At 73.5% G+C, this 15,798-nt stretch carries 14 protein-coding genes; 3 read left to right on the top strand and 11 right to left on the bottom strand.

Annotated features, from left to right (window positions below; translation table 11 throughout):
* Positions 1-363 precede the first annotated feature (363 nt).
* From QM641_RS07930 to QM641_RS07920, 3 genes are read left to right on the top strand one after another with little or no spacing between them, the layout of a single operon-like run.
* Positions 364-1,200, top strand: a complete 837-nt coding sequence (locus QM641_RS07930; protein ID WP_415115199.1) for a class I SAM-dependent methyltransferase — start codon at positions 364-366, stop codon at positions 1,198-1,200.
* 53 nt (positions 1,201-1,253) lie between these two features.
* The gene (locus QM641_RS07925) at positions 1,254-1,433 is read left to right on the top strand and encodes a hypothetical protein (RefSeq protein ID WP_415115197.1); all 180 of its coding nucleotides are present in this window, start codon (positions 1,254-1,256) and stop codon (positions 1,431-1,433) included.
* Positions 1,434-1,442: 9 nt separating this feature from the next.
* Entirely contained in the window at positions 1,443-3,728 is a 2,286-nt protein-coding gene (locus QM641_RS07920) for an ATP-binding protein (protein WP_415115195.1), read from the top strand.
* A gap of 31 nt (positions 3,729-3,759) precedes the next feature.
* Here the strand turns inward: QM641_RS07920 and QM641_RS07915 are convergent, their stop codons facing one another.
* The 11 genes from QM641_RS07915 to QM641_RS07865 form a co-directional block, all read right to left on the bottom strand.
* Complete coding sequence (locus QM641_RS07915; protein WP_415115203.1) at positions 3,760-4,692, bottom strand: NAD(P)/FAD-dependent oxidoreductase; 933 nt, start codon at positions 4,690-4,692, stop codon at positions 3,760-3,762.
* Positions 4,693-4,820: 128 nt separating this feature from the next.
* Positions 4,821-6,203 (bottom strand): FAD-dependent oxidoreductase, encoded by a 1,383-nt coding sequence (locus QM641_RS07910; protein WP_415115193.1) that lies wholly within the window; start codon positions 6,201-6,203, stop codon positions 4,821-4,823.
* On the bottom strand, positions 6,200-6,979 hold the full coding sequence (gene cobA / locus QM641_RS07905) for a uroporphyrinogen-III C-methyltransferase (protein ID WP_415115191.1): 780 nt from the start codon (positions 6,977-6,979) through the stop codon (positions 6,200-6,202). Before cobA ends, QM641_RS07910 begins: the two co-directional genes overlap by 4 nt.
* Before the next feature lie 25 nt (positions 6,980-7,004).
* On the bottom strand, positions 7,005-8,318 hold the full coding sequence (locus QM641_RS07900; protein ID WP_415115188.1) for a sulfate adenylyltransferase subunit 1: 1,314 nt from the start codon (positions 8,316-8,318) through the stop codon (positions 7,005-7,007).
* Entirely contained in the window at positions 8,318-9,247 is a 930-nt protein-coding gene (cysD, locus tag QM641_RS07895) for a sulfate adenylyltransferase subunit CysD (RefSeq protein WP_415115186.1), read from the bottom strand. Before cysD ends, QM641_RS07900 begins: the two co-directional genes overlap by 1 nt.
* Positions 9,229-9,972 (bottom strand): phosphoadenylyl-sulfate reductase, encoded by a 744-nt coding sequence (locus tag QM641_RS07890; RefSeq protein ID WP_415115184.1) that lies wholly within the window; start codon positions 9,970-9,972, stop codon positions 9,229-9,231. The genes cysD and QM641_RS07890 overlap by 19 nt, the downstream gene beginning before the upstream one ends.
* Positions 9,969-11,678, bottom strand: a complete 1,710-nt coding sequence (locus QM641_RS07885) for a nitrite/sulfite reductase (protein WP_415115201.1) — start codon at positions 11,676-11,678, stop codon at positions 9,969-9,971. The genes QM641_RS07890 and QM641_RS07885 overlap by 4 nt, the downstream gene beginning before the upstream one ends.
* Positions 11,679-11,875: 197 nt before the next feature.
* Positions 11,876-12,619 carry a sirohydrochlorin chelatase gene (locus QM641_RS07880; RefSeq protein ID WP_415115182.1) on the bottom strand — a complete coding sequence of 248 codons (744 nt, stop codon included), beginning with the start codon at positions 12,617-12,619 and terminating at the stop codon, positions 11,876-11,878.
* Between the two features lie 65 nt (positions 12,620-12,684).
* A complete protein-coding gene (locus tag QM641_RS07875) occupies positions 12,685-13,398 on the bottom strand; it encodes a hypothetical protein (RefSeq protein ID WP_415115180.1) in 714 nt (237 codons plus the stop codon).
* A 32-nt stretch (positions 13,399-13,430) separates the two neighbouring features.
* Positions 13,431-13,967, bottom strand: coding sequence for a hypothetical protein (locus QM641_RS07870; protein WP_415115178.1), 537 nt, complete (start codon positions 13,965-13,967; stop codon positions 13,431-13,433).
* A gap of 297 nt (positions 13,968-14,264) precedes the next feature.
* Positions 14,265-15,794, bottom strand: a complete 1,530-nt coding sequence (locus tag QM641_RS07865; RefSeq protein WP_415115176.1) for a PucR family transcriptional regulator — start codon at positions 15,792-15,794, stop codon at positions 14,265-14,267.
* Between the last annotated feature and the right edge of the window lie 4 nt (positions 15,795-15,798).

Below are 15,798 nucleotides of genomic sequence, written 5' to 3'. Positions count from 1 at the left end.
AGTGAGACACTACGAAACGAAATCAACGTTGCAATAGCAGCTTGAACCCGCCGCGGATGCCGCGACCATTCGCGCCAACCCAACCGGTCGCGCCGGGCGCCGATGTCGCCGCGCGTCGTAACTTGGCGCATCTGGTCGCCGGTCCCGTGTGCTGCGACCATTCGCGCCCACTCAACCGACCGAGCTCGCGCGCTGCCGCGCATCCGTCCGACGAACCGCCGCGTTGGCGGATGCCGGTGCCCCCAGGGCCGTCCGCGCGGATTTCCGTGCGGATCTCCGTATGCGGCACGGATGTGCGCGCGAACGGCCGGGACGACCCTGGAACACGTCCGCACAGCACACACCGCACAGAAGGAGACGGACATGACTGACCTGCAGACCATCGTCATCGACGAGGCCGATCGCGCCCTCAAGGCGAAGCACCGCGCGATGTGGGCGTCGGGTGACTACCCCGCCCTCGCCCACGACCTGATCCGGTCTCTCGGGCCGCGGCTGGTCGAGGCCGTCGCGGTGCAGCCGGGCGAGCGCGTGCTCGATGTGGCAGCGGGCAGCGGCAACGCCGCGATCCCGGCGGCGCTCCGCGGCGCCGAGGTCGTCGCGAGCGACCTGACGCCTGAGCTGTTCGGGGCCGGCGAACGCCGTGCACGCGAGGTCGGCGTCGAGCTGGAGTGGCGTCCCGCCGACGCCGAGGCGCTCCCGTTCGACGACGACTCGTTCGACGTGACCGTCTCGTGCCTCGGGGTGATGTTCGCCCCGCACCACGAACGCAGCGCGGCCGAGCTCGTGCGCGTGACGCGCCCGGGCGGGCGGATCGGGCTCCTGAGCTGGACGCCGCGGGGGTTCATCGGGCGGATGTTCGCCACGATGAAGCCGTTCAACGCTCCGCTGCCCCCGGGGGCCCGGCCTGCGCCGCTGTGGGGCGACGAGTCGCATGTGCGTGCCCTCTTCGGCGATGCGGTGGCCGACGTGACCGCCGTGCGCGAGACGATCCGCATCGACCGGTTCCGCAGCGGGCGGGAGTTCCGCGAGTACTTCCGCACGCACTACGGCCCGACGATCGCCGTCTACAACCGCAACGCCGACGACCCCGACCAGGTCGCCGCGCTCGACGCCGCACTGGACGCGCTGGGCGACAGCGCGCTCGGCTCCGACGGCGCCATGGAGTGGGAATTCCTGCTCCTGACCGCGACGGCTCTCTGACAGCCGGCCCACACGGATCCCATTCACTGCCCACAGCTGAGAGGAGGACGACCGTGTTCCCCGCGTACGACCCGCTCCGGCTCCACATCATCGAGATGGAGGCGCTCGACAGCGCCCTCGAACGCACTCGCCGTGCGCGAGAGCGATGGGCGGATGCCGCCTCCGCACCGGTCCGCACGGGCCGTGCGGTCAAGCGGACGGCATCCCGTCTCGCCCCCGTCGTGCGCGAGTAGAGTGACGGCGTGGCAGGCCCACACCTCACCCGGCGAGAGCGCGCGGTGCTCGAGGCCGTCGAACGGCGGCTGAGCAACGCGGAGATCGCCGCGGAGCTGTTCGTCTCGGTCCGCACGGTGGAGAGCCACATCGCAAGCCTCCGGCGCAAGCTCGCCGTGGACAGCCGGGCACAGCTCATCGCCGCCGCCGGCGACCTGCGCGAGGCATCCGTCACGGTCCCGGCCAATCCCCTGCGGGGGAGAGGCCGGGACCTCTCTCAGGTGCGGGCGTTGCTCGCCGGCCACGGCTGGGTCACGATCGTCGGCCCCGGCGGCGTCGGCAAGACGCGACTGGCTCTGGAGCTGGCCCGCGCCGACGCCGAGCGCGTGCCGCTGGTGGTGGAGCTCGAGCACGCCGGGCCCGACGACGTCATGACGCGCATCGCGCGGGCCCTCGGGCTCGAGGCGACGTCCGGCAGCGACCTCGACGGGGCGGTGGCGGTCGCCCTCGGTGCGCACCGGCACCTGCTCCTCCTCGACAACGCCGACCGCGTCGGCCCGGCGACGGCCGACGCGGTGAGCGGACTGCGGGAGCGCGCGGGAGGATTCGCCGTCCTCGTCACGTCACGCACGCCGCTCGGTGCGGCGGCCGAGATCGTGTATCCCTTGCCTCCGCTCGCGACCGAGGGAGTGGATCCGCCGGCCGCCGCGGTGCTGATCGACCGCCTCGGCGCGGGCGGGCGCACGCTCGACGCCCGCGAGCAGGAGGCCGTGCAGCGCATCTGCGCGCGCCTTGACGGCGTGCCGCTCGCGCTGGAGCTCGCGGCATCCGTCGCCCGGCACCTCCCGCTGCGCGAGCTGGAGTCGAGGCTGGAGCGCGATCTCGCGACGCTCGATCGAGCGGCCCCGGACGGTCGTCATCGCACGCTCGAGACCGCCTTCGACTGGACGTGGGATCTGCTGGGCGATGACGAGCGGGAGGTCCTGTGCCGGCTGTCCGCGCTGCCGCGCACGTTCGACCTCGACCTCGCCGAGGCCGTCACGTCGCCGGGAGCGGCCGGGGTCGTGCTGCGGCTGCTCGACCACTCGCTCATCGTGCCCGTCGGCGGCGAGCCGTTGCGCTTCCGTCTGCTCGCGGTCATGCGCGAGTTCGTCCACGCCCGCACCGACCCCGCTGTCGCCGAGGACGTCCTGCGCCGTCACGCCGAGCACATCGCGGCCGTCGCGGTCGGGTTCGCCCGCACGGCGCGGACGGATGCCACGCCCGCAGCCGCACACATGTCGACGATCCTGTGCCCCGAGGTCAACGCGGCCCTCCGCTGGGCGCTGGGCGCGCGGCATCCGTCGGCGCTCGAGCTCGCCCCGGCGCTGGCGATCGGCGTGCAGCAGTACGGCTCCGACCTCGACAGCATCGCCGTCCTCGCGCAGGCTGCCGTGGACGGATGGGTGCTGGGCGCCGCGACGGCCCAGGACCTCCAGCTGCTCGGCGACGCGCTGGCCTATCTCGACGTCGACCTCGTCTCGTCGCTCGCGCGCACGGCGCTCGCGCTCGCGCACGATCCCGACTCGAGTCGAGCCGCGCATCAGCTCGCGGGGCTCGCCGCAGCGTATCGCGGCGAGGAGGCCGAGGCGCTGCCGCACCTGGACGAGGCCGAGCGCCTCGCCGCCGAGCTCGGGCAGACCTGGAACCTCGGCTCGATCCGGCAGGCGCGCGGACTCCTGCTGCGCGGCGGCCCCGACCCCGCGACGGCCCTCGGCGTCCTCGAGTCCGCCATGCGCGCCTACGCGCGCGCCGGTGACCTCGCGCGCGTCAACAACGTGCGCTACATGATGGCCGCCGTCGCCGCCGACAGCCCGGCCGATCGCGATCGCGCCGCCCGGTGGGCTGCCGAGTGCAGGACCGAGGCCGAGGCGATGTTCAACGCCCACGAGGCGGCGCACGCCCGTGTCGTGCAGGCGACCTTGCGGCTCGACGAAGCCGGAGACCTCGGCGAGCTCTGCGACACGTTCCGCCAGTTCGGCGACCTGCGCTGCGTTCACCGCGTGCTGATGCTGCGTGCCGAGTCGGCCGCGACGTCCGGCGAGCGCATCGCGTTCCTCGACGGCGCGCTGGAGGCCGCGACGCTCGCGCGCGACCAACTGCGCCAGATCGCCGCGGCCGAGCAGCTGGTGCACGCGCAGCACGTCGCGGGCAACGGGTCGGCGGCGCTCGCGGCGCTCGACCGGCTGCACCGGCTCGCGGGACGCGAGGCGGCCGAGGCCGCGTGTCCGCCCGAGCTGCGCGACGATTTCGTGGCCGAGTGGAACCACGCGTAGGACCGTCGCGTCCGCGTGGCCCGCGCGGCGGTCAGTGGGCGGTGGTGACCCCGAGCAGGTCGTGCACGATGACGGCCGCGGCGCGGGCACCCTGGCCGGCGGCGACGATGAGCTGCTGCGGTCCGGGTGCGGCGGCGTCGCCCGCCCCGTAGAGCCCCGGCACGCTCGTGCGGCCGGATCGGTCGACCACGAGATGCCCGTCCGGGTCGCGCTCGACGTCGAGCCCGTCGAGGAACTCGAGCGACGGATGCCACCGGGGCCGCACGAACCCGCCCGCCACCGGTACCCGCTTCCCGCCCTGGAGCACGACGGCGGCGAGCCGCCCGCGATCGCCTTCGAGGTCCGCGATGACGCCGCGCTCGACCGCGATGTCGGCGGTCGCGAGCTCGGCCTCGGCGACGGTGTCGACGGCATCCGTCCCGTTCGTGAAGACGGTGAGCGCCGGCGTCCACCGGGCGATGAGGCGCGCACGGTCGGCGAGGTCGGGCGTCTCGCCGACGAGGGCGAGCGGACGGTCCTGCAGCTCCCACGCGTCGCACGCGGCGCAGCTGAACAGCGACATGCCGTAGAACCCGCGGATGCCGGGGACCTCCGGCAGCGTCTCGCGCAGTCCCGTCGCAAGCAGCACCGAACGCGCACGCATGACGGCCTTCGTGCGCGCAGACTCGATCTCCGCCGCGAACCGCGGCCCGTCGTCGCTCGTCCCTGCCAGACGCGCGACCCGCGTGCGGGCCAGGACGCGCACGTCCGGATAGGCGTCGAGCTCCGCGCGGGCGAGACGGCGCAGTTCGTGCGGCGGGATGCCGTCGCGCGTGAGGAACCCGTGCGAGCTCAGTGTCGCCGCGTTGCGCGGGCGGTCGGCGTCGACGACCAGCACCGAGGCGCGGGCGCGGCCGAGGTTGAGCGCGGCCGACAGTCCCGCCGGGCCGCCGCCGACGACGAGCACGTCGACGACCGACGGCACCGGATCGACGTGGGCACGTCGCGCCGGGGCGGGTCGTGCCCCGTGCGTCGTCGGCTCCGGCGCGTCCCCGTCGGCAGCGGCACGCGCCGCCGGACCGGCGGTCCCGGCATCCCCGCCCGCGCGCTCGTTCACGACCGGATCAGGGTGTGCTCGCGTGCGAGCGCGACCTGCTCGTCGCGCGGCACGACCTTGACCCGCTCGCGGGTGTGCATGTGCCCCGCGCCGAGTGCGCGCTCGTACGCGTCGAGGGCCAGCCACCCGGGCCATGTGGTGTACTCGACGCCGAGCTCGTCCAGCCGCTCGCGGATGTCACCCTCGCCCTGACGGGGGGCGAGCGCTCCCGCGGCGGCGTCGGCGACGAGGTGCGCGACGGTCTCCATCGCGTCGGACTTGGTGTGGCCGATGAGGCCCACCGGTCCGCGCTTGATCCAGCCGGTGGCGTACAGGCCCGGGATCGGGGCGCCCTCCTCGTCGTGCACCCGGCCCTCGACGTTGGGCACGACGCCGGCGGCGGCGTCGAAGGGCGCCCCGGCGACCGGCGTGCCGTAGTAGCCGACCGCGCGGTAGACCGCCTGCACCGGGATGTCGCGCAGCTCGCCGGTGCCGCGCAGCGCACCGTCGGCATCCGTCTCGGTGCGCTCGAAGCGCACCGCCTCCACGCGCTCGCTGCCGAGCACCTCCACCGGTGCGTGGTAGAAGTGCAGGTGCAGCCGGCGGCTCGCGGCACCGACCTCACGGGCGCGCCACGACTGGAGCGTCCGCAGCATGATCTTCAGCTGGTTGTTCGGCGCGGCGGCAGGGTCGACGCCCTCGAAGTCCTCGTCGTAGAGCACGATGTCGACGCCCTGCACCTCGCCCAGCTCGCGCAGCTCGATCGGGGTGAACTTGATCGCGGCGGGGCCGCGCCGCCCGAACACGTGCACATCGGTGACCGCGGAGGACTCCAGGCCCGCCAGCACGTTGTCGGGCACCTCGGTGGTGCGCAGGTCCACGGCGTGCTTGGCGAGGATCCGTGCGATGTCGAGGGCGACGTTGCCGTTGCCGATGACGGCGACCGATGCCGCATCCAGCGGCCACTCGGTGGCCACGTCGGGGTGCCCGTCGTACCAGGCGACGAAGTCCGCGGCACCGTACGAGCCGGGCAGGTCGATGCCCGGGATCGGCAGGTCGGCGTCGCGGATGGCCCCGGTGGCGATGACCACGGCGTCGTAGCGCGCCGACAGCTCGTCCAGCGGCAGGTCGCGACCCACCTCGACGTTGCCGAGGAAGCGGATGCTGCCGGCATCCAGCATCTCGTGCAGCGACGCGACGATGCCCTTGATGCGTGGGTGATCGGGTGCGACGCCGTAGCGGATGAGGCCGTAGGGCGCCGGCAGGGAGTCGAACAGGTCGATCGCGACCGTGCCTCCGGTCTCGGCGACCGCGCGGGAGAGGAGGTTGCCGGCGTAGATGCCGGCCGGTCCCGCGCCGACGATCGCGACGCGGAGGTCCAGGGGAGAGGGAGGGGTCACCGGGACACGGCCTTTCGTTCGCAGAGCGCGAGCTCTTCGGGGGCATAGGGGCTGAGGGAGACGACGTCGCCGACGACGACGACCGCGGGGGAGCGGACGGCGCGCGCGGCGGCCTGGTGGATGATGGTGGCGAGGGTGCCCACGGTGACCCGCTGGCCGGGGCCGAAGCCGTCCTCGACGATCGCGACGGGGCAGTCGGCGCCGCGCTCGCCGCGGGCGAGGGTCGCCGCCGCGTGCGGGAGGGTGCCGATCCCCATGAGGAGCACGACGGTGTGGTCGCGTCCGCCGCCGACGGCGCGGATCTGATCGTGCCCGGTGACGACGGTGAACGCCGTCGCCACCCCGCGGTGGGTGAGGGGGATGCCGGCGATCGCGGGCACCGAGACCGCGCTGGTCACGCCCGAGACGACCTCGACGTCGACGCCCGCGGCGCGGCAGAAGGCGAGCTCTTCGCCGCCCCGCCCGAACACGTACGGGTCGCCGCCTTTGAGCCGCACGACGCGGCGGCCCTGGCGGGCCAGGCGCACGAGCAGTTCGTTGATGGCGTCCTGCGGCACCGCGTGGTAGCCGGGGAGCTTTCCGACGTCGATCACCTCGGCGGTGAGGACGATCCCGTCGGCGGCGAGCCCATCGAGCACCGCGCGTGCCCCGAGCCGATCGGCGACGATGACGTCGGCACCCTCCAGGGCCCGCAGCCCCCTGAGGGTGAGCAGGCCCGCGTCGCCGGGGCCGGCTCCGACGAGGGTCACGTGGCCGGTGGCCGGGATGCGGTTCATGCGGTGCCTCTCACGAGCGGCCGGTTCAGCCGAGCACGGTGCCGGCGGCGAGCGTGGCGCCGTCGGACGGGTGGATGACCAGGAACGAGCCGCTCGCGCGATGGCGCGCATAGGGCTCGACGGGCAGCTCGGCGGCGAGCCGGATGCGGGCGCGGCCGATGTCGTTGACGGCGAGGGCGGATGCCGCGACGTGCACGAACGCGTTCAGGTCGTAGCTGCTGGCGACCTCGACGATCGCCTGCACCGTCGCGGTGCCGTGCTTGACGAGCACGCGCGTCCCCGAGGTCAGCGGACGGGCGTCGAGCTGGAAGAGCTCGGCCTCGACCTCGCGGCGCGCCGGGGCGAGGGAGCCTGCGGCGGCCACGACGGCGCCGCGCGCGGCATCCACGTCGTCGGCGAACCGCAGCGCCACCGATTGCGGCACGTGCGCCTCGTCGGTCTCGGTGCCGCCGATGTCCAGGCCTGCGACGGTGGTCTCCACCCCGCTCGGGAAGATCGTGACGCGATCGCCCACGCGCACCGAACCGGACGAGATGCGGCCGGCCACGGCACGGTAGTCGCGGTGGCGCTCGGCGGCCTCGGGGTCGGCGGCCAGCGCGGGGGACAGTCCTCCCTGCGGGCGCAGCACGAGCTGCACCGGCAGCCGGAACGAGTCGAACGCGCTGTCGAGCTCGTCCTGCGAGGGCAGTCCCTCCAGCAGCTCCAGCAGGGCGGGTCCGTCGTACCACGGCGTGCGCGGCGATCGCTCCACGACGTTGTCGCCCTCCAGCGCCGAGACCGGCAGCACGTGCACGTTCTCGATGCCGAGCTCGTCGGTGACGGCGCGCACCTGGGCGGCGACGGTGGTGAAGGCGTGCTCGGCGAAGGCCAGCAGGTCGATCTTGTTGACCGCGACGATCACGTGCGGCACGCGCAGCAGGGCGAGGACCGCGAGGTGCCGGCGGGTCTGCTCCAGCACGCCCTTGCGGCCGTCGACGAGGACGACCACCGCGTCGGCCGTGGTGGCCCCGGTGACCATGTTGCGCGTGTACTGCACGTGCCCGGGGCAGTCGGCGAGGATGAACGAGCGCGCGCCGGTGGAGAAGTAGCGGTATGCGACGTCGATCGTGATGCCCTGCTCCCGCTCGGCGCGCAGGCCGTCGGTGAGCAGGGCGAAGTCGAACGCGCCGTGCCCGAAGCCGCGCTCGGCGCTCGTGCGCGCGACGTGCTCGAGCTGGTCGGTGAGGATCGCCTTGGAGTCGTGCAGCAGGCGGCCCACGAGAGTCGACTTGCCGTCGTCGACCGAGCCGGCCGTCGCGAAGCGGAAGAGGGTGCCGGTGGCGGCGAGGGTCGCGCTCATCAGAAGTAGCCGTCCTTCTTGCGGTCCTCCATGGCGGCCTCCGAGAGCCGGTCGTCGGCGCGGGTCGCGCCCCGTTCGGTGAGGGTGGAGCGGGCGACCTCGGCGACGATGGCGCTCACGTCGGCGGCATCCGACTCGACGGCGCCGGTGCAGCTCATGTCGCCGACGGTCCGGTAGCGCACCGTGCGGCGTTCGATCCGTTCGTCGGCGCGGGGCGGCGAGAACGCGCCGACCGGGCGCCACATGCCGTCGCGGCGGTACACGTCGCGTTCGTGCGCGAAGTACAGCGAGGGGAGCGGGATGCCTTCGCGCTCGATGTAGCGCCAGACGTCGAGCTCCGTCCAGTTCGAGATCGGGAACGCGCGCACGTGCTGGCCCGGCGTGTGCCGGCCGTTGTAGAGGCTCCACAGCTCGGGGCGCTGGTTGCGCGGGTCCCACTGGCCGAACTCGTCGCGCAGGGAGATGATCCGCTCCTTCGCGCGGGCTTTGTCCTCGTCGCGGCGCGCTCCGCCGAAGACCGCGTCGTGGCGCCCCGCGGCGATCGCGTCGAGCAGCGGCAGCGTCTGCAGCGGGTTGCGGGTGCCGTCGGCGCGCTCGTGCAGGCGCCCGTCGTCGAGGTAGTCCTGTACGCGCACGATCTCCAGGCGCACGCCGAGGCGCTCCGCCGTCTGGTCGCGGAAGGCGAGCACCTCGGGAAAGTTGTGGCCGGTGTCGACGTGCAGCACCGGAAAGGGCACGCGACCGGGGAAGAAGGCCTTGGCGGCCAGGTGCAGCACGACGACCGAGTCCTTGCCGCCGGAGAACAGCAGCACGGGCCGCTCGAACTCGGCGACGACCTCGCGGATGATGTGGATGGCCTCCGCCTCCAGCACGCTGAGCGTGTCCAGGCGCGCGCGGGTGATCGTGCCGGTCACAGGTGCAGCCCGCATTCGGTCTTGGACAGTCCCGCCCAGCGTCCCGCCCGGGGGTCCTCGCCCGGGGCGACGGGCCTGGTGCACGGCTCGCAGCCGATCGACGGGTAGCCGTTGGCGACCAGCAGGTTCACCGGGACGGCGTGGGCGCCGGCGTAGCCGAGCAGGTCGTCGAAGGTCCAGGCGGCGACCGGGTTCACCTTGACGAGCCCGTTGCGCTCGTCCCACGCGACCAGCGGCGTGCGGGTACGGGTGGGCGCCTCCTCGCGGCGGACGCCGGTGAACCACACCTCGTAGCCGGCCAGGGCGTCGTGGAGCGGCTCCACCTTGCGGCGGGCGCAGCACAGACCGGGGTCGCGGGCGTAGAGCTTCTCGCCGAACGCCGTATCCTGCTCGGCGACGGTCTGCTCCGGCAGCACGTCGACGACGCGCACGTCGAGCGCGCGCTGCACCTCGTCGCGGGTGTGCCGGGTCTCGGCGAAGTGGTAGCCGGTGTCGAGGAACAGCACGTCCACGCCGGGCAGCTGGGCCGCGACCAGGTGAGGGAGAGCCGCATCGGCCATCGAGCAGGCCACCGCCACGGCATCCGTGGAGAAGTTCTCGGCGACCCAGCGGACGACCGCTTCGGGGGATGCCTCGTGGTCGGTCAGGCTGCCCAGCTGCGCGTTCCCGGCCTCGGCGAGGGCGTGCAGCGCGTCGGCGCCGCGGTGGGTCTGCGCGCGCGGGGCGAGCGAGACGGTCATTGCAGGGCCTCCTCGGTGGCGCGGTGGGCCCACTGCGCGAAGGTCTCGTCGGCCGCCGCGTCGCGATCGGCGAGGAAGCGGCGCACGACACGCTCCACGTAATCGGCGATGCCCTCCGAGGTGACCTTGAGACCGCGCACCGTGCGACCGGTGCCGCCCTCATCGCGGTGCTGCGAGGCCAGGCCGCCGCCCAGGTGCACCTGGAAGCCCGGGGTCTGACCGCCGTCGCCGTCCGGGAGCAGCTGCCCCTTCAGGCCGATGTCGGCGGTCTGGATGCGCGCGCACGAGTTCGGGCAGCCGTTGACGTGCAGGCTGATCGGATGCGGCAGGTCGAGCCGGTCGAGCCGCTCCTCCAGGGCGAGCACGGCGGTGGTCGCGGTCTGCTTGGTCTCGACGATCGCGAGCTTGCAGTACTCGATGCCGGTGCACGCGATCGTCCCGCGCCGGATGAGGCTCGGGCGGGCCTGCAGTCCCAGGGCGTCGAGTGAGGCGATGACGGGCTCGACGGCATCCGTCTCGATGTCCAGCAGCACGAGCTTCTGGTGCGGAGTCGTGCGCAGCCGGGTCGAGCCGTGCCGTTCCAGCAGGTCGGCGATCGCGGTGAGCGTCGAGCCCGACACGCGGCCGACCATCGGCGCAACCCCGATGTAGCGGCGGCCGTCCTTCTGGCGGTGCACGCCGACGTGGTCGCCCTGCGCGAGCGGCTTGGGCGCGGGGGGCCCGTCGGGAAGCGGCGCGTCGAGGTACTCGGTCTCCAGCACCTGCCGGAACTTCTCGGCGCCCCAGTCGGCGACGAGGTACTTCAGGCGGGCGCGATTGCGCAGGCGCCGGTAGCCGTAGTCCCGGAAGATCGAGACGACGCCGAGCCACACGTCGGCCACGCGCTCGGGCGCGACCCACGCGTTCAGGCGCACCGCGAGGTGCGGCGCCGTGGAGAGCCCGCCGCCCACCCACAGGTCGTAGCCGATGCCGAGCTCGGGGTGCTCCACGGCGACGAAGGAGACGTCGTTGATCTCGTGCACGACGTCCTGGCTCGGGTGCCCGGTGATCGCGGTCTTGAACTTGCGGGGGAGGTTGGCGAGCGACTCGTCGCCGATGAAGCGCTCGGTGATCTCGGCGATCTGCGCGGTGGGGTCGATCAGCTCGTCGGCGGCGATGCCTGCCACCGGGGACCCCAGCACGACGCGGGGGACGTCTCCGCACGCCTCGGTGGTCGACAGGCCGACCGACTCGAGGCGACGCCAGATCTCCGGCATGTCCTCCACCTGCACCCAGTGCAGCTGCACGTTCTGGCGATCGGTGAGGTCGGCGGTATCGCGGGCGAACTCGGTCGAGATGCCGCCGATCACGCGCAGCTGCTCGGTGGTCAGCTGCCCGCCGTCGATGCGCACGCGCAGCATGAAGTACTCGTCTTCGAGCTCGTGCGGCTCCAGGGTCGCGGTCTTGCCGCCGTCGATGCCGGGCTTGCGCTGCGTGTACAGGCCCCACCAGCGGAACCGGCCGTGCAGGTCGGTGGGGTCGATCGAGGCGAAGCCGCCGGCGGCGTAGACGTTCTCGATGCGCGCGCGGACGCTCAGTCCGCCGTCCTGCTGCTTCCACTCCTCGTTCGCGTTCAGCGGGGCGGTGCCGTCCACCTTCCACTGACCGTTCGGGCGAGCGGCGCGTGCGGGCCGTCCGCGGGGCGTCGCACGCGCGTCGGCGGTCACGATGTCGGGGCTCACGGATTCCCTCTCGGATGGACGTGTGGGGCGAGCGGACTGTGCCGAGCCACGGACCCGAGGCTAGGCCGATCCGCCCGGTCGCGCTGAGCGGGCTGTCACATTGCGGAACATGCTGCCGCGTCGGGGTTTCGGCTGATCGTCGCCCGTGCGTCGCGGCGACCCGTCTGCGCGCGGCGGCCGGATCAGTGCAGGAAGCGGTCGATGACGAGGTCCACGAGCGCGCGCGGGGGAGGCGCGTCGCCGGTGAGCAGCGGCCGGCTCACGCGCGCGCCGGGGCCCGCCTGGCGCACCGTGAGGTCGTGGAAGTAGCCGGGCGCGAGCAGGTAGCTGGCAACGGCGACGCGACGGCCGGATGCCGCGGCATCCGCCACCGCCTGGGCGACGCTCGGCGCGGCCGCGGCCAGGAAGCCGATCGAGACGTCGTGGCCGAGGCGTGCGGAAAGGAGCGCGCCGGTGCGGCGGCAGTCCTCGTTCGCGCGCTGGTCGCTGGAGCCGGCGACGGCGAGGACGACGGCATCCGGCACGTCGGTGCTGGGTTCTGTGTCGGGGTCGGGGTCGGGGTCGGGGTCGGTGTCGAGCTCGCGCAGCCGGTCGGCGAGGATCTCGGCGAGCCGCGGGTCGGGTCCGAGCGCGCGGGCGACGCGGGTGCCCGGGCGGGTGCTCGCCGCGCGCGCCAGGTCGACGTGCACGTGATACCCCGCCGAAAGCAGCAGCGGGACGATGACGACCGGCTGGTCGGCGGCCAGGTCCTCGTTCAGGGCGGCGAGGGCCGCTTCTGCGTCCGGCTGCTGCACGTCCACGTGCGCGAGGCGCACCGTGACGGCGGGCAGGCGGGCGGCGACCGCGTCCACGAGGGCGGCGACGGCGCGCTGCCCGCTGACGTTGCCCGTCCCGTGAGAGACGGCGAGCAGGGCGGGCGAGGCCATGCCCAGCACGCTACCCGACGCCCGCTTGCCCGAGGGTTCGCGACGGTGGTACCCGGGTCGGCGTCTCAGCAGCCGGGGCCGGTGGGGTCTTCGATGCAGGTGTGGGCGACGAGTGCGGTGCGGGCTTCGTAGACCTGGATGGTGTTGCCGGTGCTGGTGAGGGGGAGTGTGCCGGGTACGTCGATCCAGCCGTTGCCGAAGTTCACTGCGGCGGTGTAGGTCACGGTCGTGGTGGCGGTGTAGGTGCCGCGTCGTGGGTAGGCGTGGCTGGTGGGGGTGGGGGTGAATTGGGCTTGTCCGGTGTCGGTCCAGCTGTTCCCGCCGGTGGGGGTGGTGGTCGTGGTGCTGTCGCCGTGGTCGAAGGTGAATGAGGTGGGGGTGAAGCGGACGGTGACGGGGAGGGAGAACAGTTCGCCGGTGGCGGTGTGTTCGGAGCCGGTTGCGACGAAGTTGGTGGGTAGTCCGGCGATGCCGATGCCTGTGGGTTCGCTGGTGAGTGCGGGGGGTGCGGGGGCGAAGGAGGCGAGGTCGGTGAGGGTGGGTTGGCGGATGATTCCGACGGTGTAGCCGTCTCGGCAGAGGCTGATGGCGCGGTCGCAGGGTGCGGCGGACGCGAGTGGGGCGGGTCCGGTGGAGTCGGTGTCGGTGGTGCGGCGGGGGCCGCCGCTCTCGCTACCGGGAACCGTGGCCTGGACAACGACCTCCCGTCCGGTGTTCGTGGCGACGGGCTGTCCGCCCGTTACTCCTTCCAAGTAGTCACCGGGTGAGGCTGCGGCCATGATCCCGATAGCGATCATCACCCCGGTCAGGCCTACTCGCATGGCTGGTCCTCGGCGCTTTCGCTCTTCTCGATGAGTAAGCCTGTCGGCGAATCGCTCGAGTAGGTGAAGCTGAGCGCGAGGCCGAATCGCTCGGCTCTGTCAGGCTCGACTTGCGAGGCGCCTTCGGCGTCCACGATCTGAACATCACTGACATCGATGCACGCGACCGCCGTGACGCGCTCTGATGATCTCGCGCCCTCGTGCATCGATACGATCTGCCCGGCGCCAGTCATGAGCCAGCCATTTGCATGCATCGTGGTGAGGGTCTTTCGATCCTTCGCGAGCGCTGCTCCTGTCGTCCAGGCAAACACTGGCTCAAAGCTGTCCGGGTCTGCAAGGTCCATCGCGTCGAACGCGCTGAGGTAGCTGCGGTAGGTGGCCTCGGCGGCTTCGAACGCTTCCTCGTCCGTCGCGAAGCCCGTGGGCGTCGGGGTGGGCTCGGGTGTCGGTGTGCAGCCGCTGAGGAGCACGGCGGCGAGCGCGGCGCCGACGGCGGCGCGGCCGATGCGACTGCGTGGCATCCTCATGCGAACCACGGTAGCCGTCCCGCACGCCGCGCGGACGAGTTACTCACAGGCATCCCGCGACGCGTGCGTCCGCGGGTCTGGCTCCACCGGTACCCCGCGTAACTTGGCGCGTATGGTCGCAAGTCCCGGATGCCGCGACGTTATGTGTCAACCGAAGCGGCATCCGGGCCCGCCGCGCCTCGTCACTGGGCGCGTCTGGTCGCCGATCCCGCGTGCCGCGACCATATGTGTCAACCGAAGCGGCATCCGGGCCCGCTTCCCTCGTGAACTTGGCGCATGTGGTCGTCGATCCCCGCCTCACTCCGTGGCCACGAGCGCCGCCCACAGCTCGGCGCGGACGGCGAAGGCCGACAGGTCCATGCCGAGCAGGGCCTCCGCCTGGCCCAGGCGCGCGCGCACGGTGTGGCGGTGCACGCCGAGCGCAGCCGCCGCGGTGTCGATGCGGGCGTCGCCGCCGAGCCACGCGCGGAGGGTCGCCTCCAGCCCGCCGCCGTGCCGCGCGTCGCTCTCGCGCACAGGCGCGAGCAGACGCGAGGCGAGCGCGCGCGCGTCGGCCGTGCCGAGGGCGGCGTGCATGCCGGATGCCGCGACCTCCTCGAACCGCGTCACGCCGCCGTGCCCGCGTCCGAGCGCCGTCACGGCCTGCGCGTGCGCGGCCGCGACCTCGTCCAGGTCCGCGGGCGCCGAGGCCCCGACGCGGACGCCGAACCGGGCGACCGCCTCGTCGACGACCGCGCCCGCCCCGGCGGCGGGGCACAGCACGACCAGGCCGTCGTCGCCGCGGCCGTGGAACACGGCGCCGTGAGTCTCCGCGGCGCGCAGCTCCAGCCACTCCGCAGCGCGCCCGCCGCCCGCCTCGCCCCCGGCGTCCAGCACCGCCACGACCACCGGTTCCGCCGGGAACCCGCCCCACAGCTCCCGCGCGACCCGCCGCACGAGCGCGACCTCCCCGCCCAGCAGCAGCTGCACGAGTCCTGCGCCCAGGAGCCCCCGCACCCGGCCGAGGCTCTGGCTCTGCTCCAGGGCGAGGCCCGCCATCGCGATCACGGCGGTGACGACGTCGCGCGCCTCCTGGTCGAGGTCGCCGGCGGCGAGGGCGACGACGCCGCGCAGGTGCCCGCCGCGCCCGAGGGTCTGCAGGGTGAAGGGCGTCCCCTCCAGCTGCAGCGAGGAGCCGGCGCGAGCCCCGCGCTGCAGCAGCGTGCCGACCTCAACGGCCAGCGCGCCGGCGACGGCCGGCCGCAGACCCCGGGCTGGATGCTCGCGGGTCAGCGACCCCGACGCGTCGAACAGGCCGACCCACGTCGACAGCTGACGCGCCAGCTCGGCGAGCGTCGCGCCCAGTCCGTCCGGCCGCAGGGCGGCGAGCGAGATCGCCCGCTGCGCCGCGAGCGACCAGCTCCGCCGCGCATAGGCCTGCGCCGCGATCGCCGCGGCGTTGGCCTGAGCCACCGCGATGAACGGCGTGCGGTACGGCACTTCGAAAAGCGGCATCCGCTCGCGCGTGCAGGCGGTCGCCAGTGCCGACGGGATGCCGGCGCGCACGACCTCGGTGCCGAACCCGAGGCCCACGACGCCCCGCGCCGACAGGCGCCGGACGTAGGCGTCGAAGGCCGCGGACCCGCCGCCGGCGAACTGCGTGCCGGTGGTCAGCAGCACGAGCCCTTCGGAGAGGAACGGCGTGGGATCGGCGAGGTCGCTGCTGTGCACCCACCGCACCGGACGGTCCAGCGCCCCCTCGGCGAGCTCGTGCTCAGGGGTGTCCAGGCGCAGCGCCAGATCGCGCCTGCTCAGCAGGGCGCGCAGCGTCGGCGAGGTGGCATCCATCACG

Origin of the sequence: Microbacterium sp. (assembly GCF_047605725.1) — a bacterium.
GTDB lineage: Bacteria > Actinomycetota > Actinomycetes > Actinomycetales > Microbacteriaceae > Microbacterium.
Note: the sequence above shows the minus strand (reverse complement) of the source record. Positions and strands in the feature narration are given on the sequence as shown.